The organism is Nocardioides pelophilus (assembly GCF_014180685.1).
In the GTDB taxonomy this organism is placed as follows: Bacteria; Actinomycetota; Actinomycetes; order Propionibacteriales; family Nocardioidaceae; genus Nocardioides; species Nocardioides pelophilus.
Genome location: NZ_JACEHF010000121.1, coordinates 1 through 12701, shown reverse-complemented (window position 1 = coordinate 12701; position 12701 = coordinate 1). Strand labels below are relative to the sequence as shown.

The 12701-nt window shown below is 73.0% G+C and carries 13 protein-coding genes; 8 read left to right on the top strand and 5 right to left on the bottom strand.

What is annotated here, in order from left to right:
- The first annotated feature begins 79 nt into the window (after positions 1 to 79).
- The 4 genes from H0488_RS16950 to H0488_RS16935 all read left to right on the top strand — a co-directional run bounded on the left by H0488_RS16950 (position 80) and on the right by H0488_RS16935 (position 3171).
- Positions 80 to 1165, top strand: coding sequence for an NAD(P)H-dependent amine dehydrogenase family protein (locus tag H0488_RS16950; RefSeq protein WP_183100429.1), 1086 nt, complete (start codon positions 80 to 82; stop codon positions 1163 to 1165).
- Positions 1166 to 1234: 69 nt separating this feature from the next.
- Positions 1235 to 1705 (top strand): SigE family RNA polymerase sigma factor, encoded by a 471-nt coding sequence (locus tag H0488_RS16945; protein WP_183100428.1) that lies wholly within the window; start codon positions 1235 to 1237, stop codon positions 1703 to 1705.
- Positions 1695 to 3023 (top strand): PASTA domain-containing protein, encoded by a 1329-nt coding sequence (locus H0488_RS16940; protein WP_183100427.1) that lies wholly within the window; start codon positions 1695 to 1697, stop codon positions 3021 to 3023. Before H0488_RS16945 ends, H0488_RS16940 begins: the two co-directional genes overlap by 11 nt.
- Entirely contained in the window at positions 2980 to 3171 is a 192-nt protein-coding gene (locus H0488_RS16935) for a hypothetical protein (RefSeq protein ID WP_183100426.1), read from the top strand. Before H0488_RS16940 ends, H0488_RS16935 begins: the two co-directional genes overlap by 44 nt.
- A gap of 2 nt (positions 3172 to 3173) precedes the next feature.
- Here the strand turns inward: H0488_RS16935 and H0488_RS16930 are convergent, their stop codons facing one another.
- The gene (locus H0488_RS16930) at positions 3174 to 4679 is read right to left on the bottom strand and encodes a hypothetical protein (protein WP_183100425.1); all 1506 of its coding nucleotides are present in this window, start codon (positions 4677 to 4679) and stop codon (positions 3174 to 3176) included.
- 88 nt (positions 4680 to 4767) lie between these two features.
- On the opposite strand from H0488_RS16930, the gene H0488_RS16925 reads away from it, so the two are divergent.
- The 4 genes from H0488_RS16925 to H0488_RS16915 all read left to right on the top strand — a co-directional run bounded on the left by H0488_RS16925 (position 4768) and on the right by H0488_RS16915 (position 8605).
- Positions 4768 to 5301 (top strand): pilus assembly protein HicB, encoded by a 534-nt coding sequence (locus tag H0488_RS16925; RefSeq protein ID WP_183100424.1) that lies wholly within the window; start codon positions 4768 to 4770, stop codon positions 5299 to 5301.
- Between the two features lie 34 nt (positions 5302 to 5335).
- Complete coding sequence (locus tag H0488_RS16920; RefSeq protein WP_183100423.1) at positions 5336 to 6154, top strand: DUF4097 family beta strand repeat-containing protein; 819 nt, start codon at positions 5336 to 5338, stop codon at positions 6152 to 6154.
- 77 nt (positions 6155 to 6231) lie between these two features.
- Positions 6232 to 6366 (top strand): hypothetical protein, encoded by a 135-nt coding sequence (locus tag H0488_RS24745; protein WP_281369687.1) that lies wholly within the window; start codon positions 6232 to 6234, stop codon positions 6364 to 6366.
- Between the two features lie 337 nt (positions 6367 to 6703).
- Positions 6704 to 8605, top strand: a complete 1902-nt coding sequence (locus H0488_RS16915; protein WP_183100422.1) for a CocE/NonD family hydrolase — start codon at positions 6704 to 6706, stop codon at positions 8603 to 8605.
- 250 nt (positions 8606 to 8855) lie between these two features.
- Here the strand turns inward: H0488_RS16915 and H0488_RS16910 are convergent, their stop codons facing one another.
- The 4 genes from H0488_RS16910 to H0488_RS16895 form a co-directional block, all read right to left on the bottom strand.
- Positions 8856 to 9836 carry a siderophore-interacting protein gene (locus H0488_RS16910; RefSeq protein WP_246372362.1) on the bottom strand — a complete coding sequence of 327 codons (981 nt, stop codon included), beginning with the start codon at positions 9834 to 9836 and terminating at the stop codon, positions 8856 to 8858.
- Positions 9833 to 10678 (bottom strand): ABC transporter ATP-binding protein, encoded by an 846-nt coding sequence (locus H0488_RS16905; protein ID WP_183100421.1) that lies wholly within the window; start codon positions 10676 to 10678, stop codon positions 9833 to 9835. The genes H0488_RS16910 and H0488_RS16905 overlap by 4 nt, the downstream gene beginning before the upstream one ends.
- Positions 10675 to 11712 (bottom strand): FecCD family ABC transporter permease, encoded by a 1038-nt coding sequence (locus H0488_RS16900; RefSeq protein ID WP_183100420.1) that lies wholly within the window; start codon positions 11710 to 11712, stop codon positions 10675 to 10677. The genes H0488_RS16905 and H0488_RS16900 overlap by 4 nt, the downstream gene beginning before the upstream one ends.
- A partial coding sequence (locus tag H0488_RS16895; RefSeq protein ID WP_312856394.1) for a FecCD family ABC transporter permease occupies positions 11709 to 12701 on the bottom strand: 993 nt, incomplete at its 5' end. The genes H0488_RS16900 and H0488_RS16895, both read right to left, overlap by 4 nt.

The window sequence follows — 12701 nt, the reverse complement described above, 5'->3', positions numbered from 1 at the left end:
GGCGCGAAACATACCAATCGGGTAGAACATGTTCTACCTTTCACTGAACACGTGTCCAGTTTCACCCCGCGGAGGACCCATGCCCATTCGAGTCGCCCAGGTCGCCACCGGCAACGCCGGCATGCTGACCCTGCGCCAGCTGATCAGTGACGACCGGTTCGAGCTGGTGGCCGTGAGCACGTCCACGCCGGGCAAGGTCGGCAAGGATGCCGGTGAGCTGGCCGGGCTCGACGTACGGACCGGCGTCGCCGCCGTCGGCGACCTGGACGCGCTGATCGCGGCCGGGCCGGAGTGCGTCGTCTACTGCGCGATGGGCGACACCCGCCCGGTCGAGGCCACCAACGACGTCTGCAAGCTGCTCGAGGCCGGCATCGACGTCGTGGGGTCGGCGCCGGGCACCCTGCAGTTCCCCTGGGGGACCATGCCGGACAAGGTGATCGACAAGGTCGAGGCGGCGGCCCAGGCCGGCGGTGCGTCGCTCTACATCACCGGCGTCGACCCGGGCTTCGCCAGCGACCTGGTGCCGCTCGCGCTGGCCAGCACCTGCCAGCGCATCGAGCAGATCAAGTGCTACGAGCTGGCCGACTACGCGACGTACGACGGTGCCGAGGTGATGTTCGACCTGATGGGCTTCGGGCACCCGGTCGACTCCACCCCGATGCTGTTCCTGCCCGGGATCCTCGCCATGGCCTGGGGGACGGCGATCCGGATGATGGCCACCGGCCTCGGCATCGAGGTCGACGAGATCGTCGAGCACTGGGAGGCCGAGCCGGCGCCGGAGTCCTACGACATCGCGGCCGGCCGGATCGAGAAGGGCACTATCGCCGCCCTGAAGTTCTCCATCTCCGGGATGGTGGCGGGCCACCCGGCGATCGTCGTCGAGCACGTCACGCGCACCCGCGACGACCTCCGCCCCGACTGGGCCCGCCCGGCGGCGGGCGGTGGCTCCTACCGGGTCGAGATCACCGGCGAGCCCAACTACGTCGTCGACGTCGTGCCGAGCAGCGAGCACGGCGACCACAACCACGCCGCGATCGTCGCCGCGTGCGGGCGGATCGTGAACGCCATCCCCGACGTCCGGGCCGCGGCGCCGGGCATCCGGACGACGCTCGACCTGCCGCTGCCGACCGGCCGCGGGACGTACGCCGCACCGGCTCTCGCCTGACAGGGAACCGGATCGGGGGCTTCGCCGGTCTCTAGGGTGACCCGGAGACCAGGAGCCTGCCCGATCACGATGGACTTCACGACGTACGTCGCTGAGCGCCGCACCCGCCTCGTGCGCACCGCGGTGCTGCTCGGCTGCCCGCAGCCGGACGCCGAGGACCTCGTCCAGTCCGCACTGCTGAAGTGCTACCGCTCCTGGCGCCGGGTCGCCCGCGCCGACCACCCCGATGCCTACGTGCACCGGGTGCTGGTCACCACGTTCGCCGACGCCCGCGCCCGCCGCTGGCACGGCGAGCTGCCGACCGAGACCCTCCCCGAGCACGCCGAGGAGGCGGACCCGACCGGCGGCATCGCCGTACGCCGGGCGCTCGCCGCTCTCTCACCCGAGCACCGCGAGGTGCTGGTGCTCCGGTTCTACGCCGACCTCTCCGAGCGCGACACCGCAGCCGCGCTCGGAGTCGCTCCCGGCACGGTCAAGTCCCGCACGTCCCGTGCTCTCGCTGCTCTTGCCCCACTCGTGGAGGCCCCTGATGCCCACTGAAGACCCTGCCGAAGCACAGGCCCGATCCCTGCTGGCCAGGGCCGCCGGCACTATCGAGGTCGACGAGTCCGCGCCGATGACGCTCAGCGGGCTGCCCGAGCCCCGGACCCGTCGGTGGCCGGTGCTGGCTGCCGCGGCAGCAGTCGTGCTCGCCATCGGCGGTGGTCTCCTGGTGTCGCAGCAGCTGGGCGACGACCCCCAGCCCGCGCCCGTGTCCGAGCCGACCGCTGTGGCCGACCGGGAGCCGGTCGAGCAGGAGCACGTCTACGCCGACGACGAGCTGCCGTCGCTGCTCGGCTACACCGAGGAGGAGGCGACCGACCTGCTGTCCGACCGCGGGTACTCCCTGCGGGTCGAGGCCGAGTACAGCTGCGACCAGCCCCGCGGCTACGTGCTCGGCACCGATCCCGGCCCGGGCACGTCGATGGCGCCGGGGGACCGGGTGCGGCTTCGGGTCACGGCCGGCCCGTCACCAGCCGTGCGCTGCGCGGTGGCCCCCGACACCTGGCAGCAGGTCCTCGACCTCGTCCGGTTCGCGCGTGGCCTCGCGCCGGCGCCCGACGTCCCCGACGGGCTCAGCATCGCCGTCGGCGAGGGGCAGTACGCCGACCTGTCGGCCGAGCAGGCCGCCGACCCGCAGAGATGGGTGCTTTGCGACGGCGGCGAGTGCCACTCCGCGCTCGCGGCGCTGGAGATGATCCTGACCCGGCCGGTCGGGATGGACGGCTTCTTCGCGCACACCTTCCTGGCGGTCACCGACGCGCTCATGCCCGCCTTCAACGGGCCGGACCCGATGTGCGTGACCCCGGACCCGCTCGCCGGGCTCGACATCCTGAAGTACCACCCGACGACATACGTCTACGTCGACCACCCGACTGACGGGGTCTGGTTGTGCCCGCCACCGCCGGTCGTGCAGATCGAGTGGACCAAGGATCATCGGATCGCGGACGTGCGCCTGCGGCTGGCTGCCGAGGCCGACCCGCTGGACACCGAGGAGCTCGAGCTGTCCCTCGACCGCGCCTCGGCCGCGGAGCGGTTCGTCGCCTGGGCGCGTGGCGAGGGACCGGCGCCGGAGTTCGCGGACCGGGTGCGGGTCATGTTCTCCGGGGGAGGTGCGTTCGGGCACACCGGCTGGACCGACGAGCCGGAGAGTCGGACCTCCTACTCAGGCTGCTCGGGTCTCGGCTTCCCCGACTGCGGCATCGACCCGGTCGCACTCCTCGTCCGCTACCGCGGGCCCGTGGTCCCCACAGCCGGNCCGCTACCGCGGGCCCGTGGCCCCCACAGCCGGCCGCTCGACCTGCGCCGACGGCGGTGAGGTGCCGGAGCGGTTCGCCGCGGCCGAGGACGACGTCGTCCGGCTCGAGGAACCCGAGCCGGCCAGCTGCCGGAGCGCCTGGGCGGTCGAGCTCTGGATCGACGAGGACAGCGTGATCTACGGCGTCAACCAGGCCGGCGCGAACTAGCGTCAGACGCCCGGCGGATAGACGAACCCGAGCTCCGACTGGCTGCTGCCGCGGGACGCACAGTCCTCGGCGGTCGTCGTGAACCGGTCGCCGCCGTCCGTCACGCAACGGGCCAGCGCGACGGTCCCGTCCTGCTGCTCCTTGAACGCGTAGCCGACCAGCCGGCCGGTCCGCGCGCCCGTCCCGCAGGCGGCGGCGACGAAGCGGTCGCCGCCGGCCGACTCGCACTCGAACAGCGACCTCCGGTCCGCCCCGGGAGAGCCGAGCAGGAAGCCGAGCACGCCACCGGCGTCGTACTCCTCGAGCATCGGCGAGGAGGTGCCGAAGGTGTCGCCGGTGTCGGGGTCGAGGTATTCCGTCAGCGCGATCGTCGACCGCGGCTGGTCGGCCCGGGCCTCGGTGACGGTGACCTCCCGCCGCACCAGGTAGCGCTCGCCGCGGAGGGTGCCGCCCGGGAAGACGTAGAGGTGGAAGAGCGAGAAGGAGCCACCCCACTCGCGGGCGCCGTCGTCAGCGACGATCGAGGTGTAGCCGATCACCTGCTGCTGGTTGACCTCGCCCCAGTCGGTCCGGACCTGGGCCGCCAGGTAGGGGACGATCGGTTCGGGCAGCGTCGTGAAGTGGATCCCGTCGCTGGAGACCTGCAGCACGATGCCGCCGCTGGTGGCGTGCTGCCGGACCAGCACCACCTCGTCCGACGGCGTGTGCACGCTGACCGACGACGCCGGGACGGTCGTCTCCAGCGCGGTCGCGGGCCCGCCGAGCGCGTCCGCGGTCCAGCTGCCGCGACCGTCGGCACCCTCGGTGTAGTTGCGCCACGAGCCAGGGACGCCTCCGGAGGAGACAGGTGCGCGGGCCACCGCGGTCACCGTCGACAGGTCCGGCCGCACGTCCTGGTAGTACAGGTAGAAGTGGCCGCCGCGCCGTACGACGCTCGGCGCCCCGCGTCCGGTGTGGTGGCCGGCCGTCCCGCCGTTCGGGCTGCGCACCACCTGGTTGTCGGGATAGTCGGGCTTGGTGAAGGTCAGGCCGCCGTCGCGGGACTCGGCGTAGGCGATCGACTTGTGGGTCTGGTTGGCGGTGTAGGCGCAGTCCGCCTCGGCGTGGTACCAGGCCCGCAGCAGGCCGGGGTCCTGCTGGTCGGGCTCGACCGCGTCGAGCCAGGACCCGCACCAGTCGAAGTCGGTCTCGTCGTGGCCGCGTCCGACGACGACCCGGTCGGTGGGCTCGAGGTCGGCGGCGCCGGATCCCTCGAGCAGCACCGTCTCGACGTTGCCGACGTAGGCGCGCACCGTGTCACCGACCTGGATGGCGTTGAGCGGCGAGTCGACGTAGGTGCTGGGCCCCATCACGATCTCGGGCGGCCCCACCTCGAACGCGGCGTCCGCGAGCCGGGACCCGGCTGCCGGCGGGGCGCTTCGGTCCGGCTGCTCCTGACCGTTGCATCCGGCCAGCGTCGCAGCGAGAAGTACGGCGACCGCGAGGGTCCGCCCCCGAGAAGGACTCACGTACGTCGACTGTACGGACCGGCGTCTGACGCACGGTGACATCACACAGGGGTTGACATGACGTCATTATGACGTCATAGTGGTGCACATGGACATCACGCCTTACGTCGACAGCCTGCGACGCGACCTGCTCGCTGCTGCGGAGAGCGCGGGGGAGGAGGCGCGGCAGATCGCCGAGCGCCTCGGCTACGCGCTCGACCCCTCCGCCCGGCTGGCCCTGATGGAGGCGATCAGCCAGGCCGCGTCCGAGATCACCGCGGCGATGCCGGCCGGCAGCGTCGACGTACGCCTCGACGGCCGCGACCTCGACTTCGTGGTCCAGGCCCCGCAGGCCACCGCCCCGGCTCCGCCGCTTCCCCCGCCGCCGCCGGCTCCGCCGGTCCCGGGCGACGAGGAGGGGCTGGCCCGGATCACGGTCCGGATGCCCGAGTCGATCAAGGTCAAGGCCGACGAGGCCGCGGCCGCCGCCGGCCAGTCGCTCAACACCTGGCTGGTCAACCTGGTGCGTTCGGCCACCAGCGACCACGCGATCCACGTCGACGTCGACCTGTCCAGCGTGCCCTTCGGCGGCGACTTCCCCTTCGGGAAGCGCGGCAACCGCCGGGTCACCGGCTGGCTCTGACCACCCACACCCACCTCCAACCCCGGGAGCCCCCATGCCTGACTACACCTTCGACACCCCCGAACCCGTCCAGCTCTTCGTCCAGAACGGCAGCGGACACGTCGCCGTGACCGCCGCCGACGTCACGCAGACCGAGGTGCGGGTCGAGGGCAAGCACGCCGACCAGGTCGAGGTCGTCCACGACCGCGGCCGGGTGAGCGTGGTCGCGCCCAAGAACCGCGGCATCTTCGGCGACCAGAGCCTCGCCATGGACATCGTGGTGCCGACCGACAGCCGGGTCGACGTCCGGAGCGGCAGCGCCGACATCCGGGTGGCCGGCCAGGTCGCGGCGGTCTCGGTCAAGTCCGGGTCCGGCGACGTCAGCCTCGAGCGGGTCACCGGCGCCGGCACCATCGACACCGGGTCCGGCGACATCGCCGTGGTCGAGGTCGTCGGCGAGCTGCGGGTGCGCAGCGGCTCCGGCGACATCACCGCCGACCACCTGCACGCCGCGACCACGGTCTCGACCGGATCCGGCGACATCAGGGTCGAGCACGCGTCCGGCCCGGTCGTCGTGAAGACCGGCTCGGGCGACCTCGACGTCGCCCGCGCCGAGTCCGACGTCACCATGACCACCGGCTCGGGCGACACCGTGATCCGCCACGCCGCCCGCGGCCGGATCACCAGCAAAGCCGCCTCCGGAAGCGTCCGGGTCGGCGTGCCCGCCGGCACCCCCGTGTGGACCGACATCTCCACCGTGACCGGCTCCTTCCGGTCCGGGCTGGAGGGTGTCGGCGAGCCCGAGCCGGGTGCCGACCACGTCGAGGTCCGGGCCTCCACCGTGTCCGGCGACATCCAGCTGCTGCCCGCCTGAAAGCCCGCCGCCACTGTCGGTGGCGACTGCTTGAGTTAACCCATCGACCACGAGTGCCGCGAGAGGAGGAACCGAACATGATCGAACCGACTTCCGAGCTCCGGGTCCGTCAGGAGATCGCCGACCGGATCGCCCGAGCCGACCGCCGCCGGGTCGTTGCCCGGCTCAAGGCGACCCGCCGCGCGCGGCGCTCCGGCCTCGACTCCATCTGATCAGCGCCTGCTGGTTGACGCGCGAGCCCCGGCCCGGCCGCTGGTTGAGGTGCGAGCCCTGGCTGTGGCCGCTGGTTGAGGTGCGAGCGAAGCGAGCCTCGAAACCAAGGCCTCAGGTGGTTTCGAGCACCGGCCCCGGCCGCTGGTTGAGGTGCGAGCCCTGGCTGTGGCCGCTGGTTGAGGTGCGAGCGAAGCGAGCCTCGAAACCAAGGCCTCAGGTGGTTTCGAGGCTCGGCCGCGGGCGGCCTCGCACCTCAACCACCGGAGGCCTCGAAACCAAGGCCCGTGACCACAGCAGAGGCTCCCTCGTTGACGTGCCAGTCGACGAGGGAGCTTCATGTTTCACCACTACTGTCGCGCGCTCGCAGCAGCCGCGGCCCTGACAGCCCTGCTCGGAGCAGGTCTCGCAGCACCGACCGGCCCCGCCAGCGCCGTACCGGCTGCTCCGGCGGCCGCACCTGCAGCACCCGCAGCGGCGGCGCCGGGAGCGAGCCGGTGGGAGCCGCGCCCGGAGCAGTACCCCGGCACGGTGACCACCACCGACGTTCCGATCAAGATGGACGACGGCGTCGTCCTGCGCGGTGACCTGACCCTGCCCGCCAAGGCCGACGGCACGGCGGTCGACCGCCCGGTCCCGGTGCTCGTCATGATCACGGCCTACAACAAGACCGTCATCGCCGGCGGTGGCGGTGGGCTCGCCGGGACCGACGCGGACTTCCTCATCAAGCGCGGCTACGCCTACCTAGTCGTCGACGCCCGCGGCACCGGCAGCTCCCCCGGGGCGTGGGAGGCGTTCAGCGCCCGCGAGAACAAGGACGCCGGCAAGATCGTGGCGTGGGCCCACCGGCAGCCGTGGAGCAACGGCAAGGTCGGCATGGTCGGCCCGTCGTACATGGGCATCAGCCAGCTGATGGCGGCCGGCCACCACCCGCCCGGCCTCAAGGCGATCTTCCCGCAGGTCCCGGGCATCGACGTCTACCGCGACGTCGTCGCGTCCGGTGGGCAGCTCGACGTCGGGTTCATCCCGCTGTGGCTCGGCCTGGTGCACACCACCGGCCTGATCCCGCCGGCGTACGCCGCCGACGACCCCACCGCGCTCGGCACCCTCCTCGAGCACCTCATGGGCGGCGGCACCTTCACGCTTCCGCTCGTGCTGAGCGCCCTGACCGGCGGGGACTCGGCGTACGACGGGCCGTTCTACCGCGAGCGCTCGGTCGGGTCCTACCTCGACGACGTCACCGTGCCGACCTTCCTCGTGGGGGGCGAGTTCGACCTCTTCCAGCGTGGTACGCCGATGATCTACGAGCGGCTCCAGCGCAACGGCGCACCCGTGAAGATGATCGTCGGGCCGTGGGACCACCTGCAGGGCTCCTCGGGTGCGGACGTGGCCGACGCCGGCTACGGCACCCTGGCCGAGCTGCAGCTGCGGTGGTTCGACCACTGGATCAAGGGTCGCGACACCGCGCTGGACGAGATCGCGCCGATCACCTACTTCGAGCAGGGCTCCGACCGGTGGCGCACCGCGCGCACGTGGGTCGACCGGAGGAAGGGCGTCCACACCCGGCTGCTCACGGGCACCTCGATGCAGGGCGGCAAGGCCGGCGGTCTCGGCCGGCGCGCCGGAGCCGCGGGCGAGTCGACGATGCTGCCGCTGCCGGTCTCGGGCCTGTGCACCCGCTCCGCCAACCAGTGGACCGCCGGCATCATGAACCAGGTCTGGCCCGCCAACCCGTGCCTGACCGACAACGCCGTCAACGACTACACCGGCCTCACCTTCCAGACCGCGCCGCTCGAGCGCACGGTCCGGTTCCGCGGGCCGATCAACGCCCGGCTCTTCGTCTCCTCCCTCGGCCCCGACGGGATGCTGGCGGTGGCCGTCGAGGACGTCGCGCCGGACGGCACCGTCAGCCGGATCACCGGAGGCTGGCAGGTCATCTCCCAGCGCAAGCTGGTCAAGTCGAGGTCGCGCTACGTCGACGGCCAGCTGATCCAGCCGTGGCACCCGTTCACCAAGGCCGCGAAGCAGCCGCTCGAGGCCGGCCAGATCGTCCCCGTCGACGTCGAGATCTTCCCGACCGCAGCGGCCATCCGGCCCGGGCACCGGCTCCGGCTGACCGTCCAGGGGTACGACGTACCGCACCTGCTCGGCACCCTCCCCGACATCCCGACCACGGCCCTCCCGATCACGCTCCACACCGGGCGCAAGTACCCCTCGCGGATCTCGCTCCCCGGCAGCTGAGCCTGCGTGCCGCTGAAGGCCTGTGGGCTGAGCGTGCGGGCAGCTGGTTGAGGCGCGAGCGCAGCGAGCCTCGAAACCTAGGCCTGTGGTGGTTTCGAGGCTCGGCCGCGGGCGGCCTCGCACCTCAACCACCGTGGCCTCTGCCCGCTCGGCCGCGGGCGGCCTCGCACCTCAACCACCGGGGGCCTGCCCGATGAGCGTGCGTGCCGCTGGTTGAGGTGCGAGCGCAGCGAGCCTCGAAACCAAGGCTTCAGGAGCGCATCGCGACGCCCTCGCGCCAGTAGCCCATGAAGGCGACCTGGCGGCGGTCGATGCCGAGCTCGTTGACGAGTCGGCGGCGCAGGCCGGTGACGACCTTGGACTCGCCGGCGATCCAGGCGTAGAGGCCGGCGTGCGGGGTGTCGGCGACCGGCACCTCGGTGGCAGCGGCGACCGTCTCGCCGGAGGAGGAGTAGACGGGGGTCTCCCACAGGTCGGGGTCGACCTCGTCGTCGCCCAGCTGCGGGGCGGGCTCGGCGCTGCCGGTGAGCCAGGCGATCACCGCGGCGTGGAGGCTCGCACCGCGCGGTGCGTCGCCGCGCGGGAGCCAGGTCACGTCGACGCCGGCGGGCGCGACCACGTCGCGCTGGATGTCGTCGGCGGTCGGCACCTCGACGAATGCGGCGCCGGTGGCGTCGGGCGGGAGGTCGCGCAGCACCCCGCGGATGGCCGGTACGGCGGTCTCGTCGCCCGCGAGCAGCAGCCGGCTCGCCGTACCAGGGGACCACTCGATCCCGCCGAACTCGTGGCCCCGACGCGGCGCCATCACCACGAGCCGGTCGCCCGCGCGCGCCCGCAGCGCCCACGCGTTGCCGGATCCTCCCGCCGTCCCGTCCGGGCCGGGGTCGTGGACGACGATGTCCACCACGATCCGGGTCCTGGTCCCCGAGTCGACCAGGTCCCGGATCGTGTAGGTCCGCATCGATCCCCGCTCGTGCTCGGGGATCTCCATCCAGGTCGTCCACCACGACTCGTCGGCGCCGGCGAAGGACGGCAGCCGGCCGGCGGCGTTGGGGAAGACGATCTTCATCCGCTGGTCGTAGAGCGGGCCGTCGACGCTGCAGTCGGCGAGGCAGGGGCCGGCGAGCTCGACCCGCACGTACGACGGGGAGACCCGCTCGACGCCGACCACCTCGACCTCGTCGAGGATCATGGGCAGGCTGGCGACGTACTCGTTCGTGGCAGCGCTCATAGCGAGACCACCTTTCGTGCTCGGTCGGGTGGGGCGGAGGTCAGGGGGGCGTGGTGCCGGCCGACCGGCACCACGAGCGGCGAGCCGGCGACCGGGTCGGGGATCACCTGGCAGTCGAGGTCGAAGACCTCGCCGATGACGTGCTCGGTGACCACGTCGGCCGGCGCGCCCTCGGCGACGATCCGGCCGGCCTTCATCGCGACCAGGTGGTCGGCGTAGCGGGACGCGAGGTTGAGGTCGTGCAGCACCATCACGATGGTGGTGCCCGAGCGCCGGTTGAGGTCGGTGAGCAGGTCGAGCATCTCGACCTGGTGGGCGACGTCGAGGTACGTCGTGGGCTCGTCGAGCAGCAGCAGGTCGGTGCCCTGCGCGAGAGCCATCGCCACCCACACCCGTTGCCGCTGGCCGCCGGACAGCTCGTCGACCAGCCGGTCGGCCAGGTCGGCGGTCCCGGTGCGGACGAGCGCGTCGGCGACGGCCCGCTCGTCCTCGGCGGACCAGCGGCCGAGCAGCCCCTGGTGCGGGTGCCGGCCGCGGCCGACCAGGTCGACCACGGTGACCCCGTCCGGGGTGATCGGGTGCTGGGGCAGCAGCCCGAGCACCCGGGCGACCTCCCGGGTCGGCCGGGTGTGGACGGCCTCGCCGTCGAGCAGGACCGCACCCGAGCTGGGGCGCAGCAGCCGCGCCATTCCCCGGAGCAGGGTCGACTTGCCGCAGGCGTTGGCGCCGACGATCACCGTGATCCGTCCGTCCGGCACGGCCAGGTCGAGGGCGTCGACGACCACGCGGTCGCCGTACCCGATGGTGACGGCGTCGGTGGCCAGGCGCGGGTTCGGGTTCATGCGGGGTTCCTTCCGGTGGCGCCGCGGGCCAGCAGCCAGAGCAGGAACGGCGCGCCGCCGGCTCCGGTCAGCACGCCGACGGGCACGGTGATGTCGCCGATCAGGTAGTGGCCGACGAAGTCCGCGGCGAGGACCAGGACCACGCCGACGAGCGCTGCGCCGACGATGGTCGTGCGACCACCGTTGAGGGCCCGCGCGGTCGGGCCGGCCATGAACGCGACGAAAGCGATCGGGCCGCTGGCAGCGACCGCGAACGCGACCAGCAGCACCGCGACCAGGAGAAGCAGCTCGGGGTCCCGCCGCCGGGTGCCGAGCGCGGTTGCCAGGTCGTCGCCGAGCTGGGTGGTGCGCAGCGACCGGGCGCGGACGGCCAGAAGTGGCACCAGCACGAGCAGGGCGAGGACGAGGGCGCGCACGGTGGCCCAGTCGGCGGCGTGCAGGCTGCCGGCCAGCCACTGCAGGGCGACCTGGACGTCCCAGATCGACGCCCGGCTCAGCAGGTACTGGACCAAAGACGCCAGCGCCGCCGTCAGCGCGACCCCGACCAGGATCAGCCGGTGCCCGCCGACGGCGCCGCCGACCGAGCGGATGAGGAGCGCGACCGCGACCGCGCCGAGCACGGCTGCCAGCGAGACCGGGGTGCCGCGCAGCCCCAGCACCAGCACCGCGAAGACGGCCGCCGCGCTGGCGCCCCAGGTGACGCCGACGACGTCCGGGCTGGCGAGCGGGTTGCGCAGGGTGGCCTGGAAGATGGCCCCACCCGCCCCGAAGCACAGCCCGACCAGGACGCCCAGCACGGCCCGGGGAAGCTTCGACTCCATCAGCAGGTACGACGCCACCGGGATCTCCTCGCCGGCGAGGATCCGGAAGAAGTCGGGGACCGTGTAGGTGTAGTCGCCGAGCAGCACGTTGACGGCGAACGCCGCGATCGCGAGCCCGGTGAGGCCGGCCAGCACCAGGGCGTACCGCCGGCGCGGAGCGCGGCGAGCGCGGCGGACGACGGCGACGTCGCGGACGAGATCGGTGACGGTCACAGGCCGACCCGCCGTCCGCGGCCGACCAGCCAGATCAGCGCCGGGACGCCGATGATCGTGGCCGTCACGCCGACCGGGACCTCGGTCGGCGGCAGCACCACGCGACCGATCGTGTCGGCGACCACGACCAGGGCGCCGCCGTACCCGGCGCTGAAGGCGAGCACCTGCCGGTAGTCGGCGCCGACCAGGCGCCGCACGAGATGGGGTACGACGAGCCCGATGAACGCGATCGGTCCGGCGACCGCCGTCGCGGTGCCGGCCAGGAGCACGACGGCCAGGCCGACCAGCACCCGGTCGAGCGCCGTACGACGACCGAGGCTGCGGGCCACGTCGTCCCCCAGCGCCAGCGTGTTGAGGACGCCACCCATCGCCAGCGCGATGACGGCGCCGAGGGCGAGTGGCGCCGCCACCGTCAGCAGGATCTCGCTGTCGCGGCCCGCGACCGTGCCGACCTGCCAGCGCCGGATCTGCTCCACCGCCTGCCGGTCCAGGAGCAGGACGCCGGTGGTCCAGCTCGCCAGGCCCGCGGTCAGTGCCGCCCCGGCGACGGTGAGCTTGGCCGGGGTCGCGCCGTCGCGTCCGAGGCTGGCGACGACGTGCACCACGACGGCGGCGACGGCTGCTCCGAGGAAGCCGTACCAGACGTACTGGCCGAGGGTGTGCGCCCCGAGGTAGCTGATCGCGGTCACCATCGCGAATGCCGCGCCGGCGTTGACCCCGAGGAGCCCGGGGTCGGCCAGCGGGTTCCTGGTGAGCCCCTGCATGCAGGCGCCGGCGAGCGCGAACGCGGCGCCGACGACCAGGCCCATGACGGTGCGGTCCCAGCGCTTGACCAGGACCGCGTGGTCGGCGTGGCTCGGGTCGACCAGGGCGACCGGCGACGTCACCGTCGAGCCGATGAGGAGCGAGGCCGCCACGACGGCGAGGAGCGTCGCGAGCAGGACCGCCCACGGGACCGGGACGCCCCCCGCCGCGGGCGGGCGCGTCCC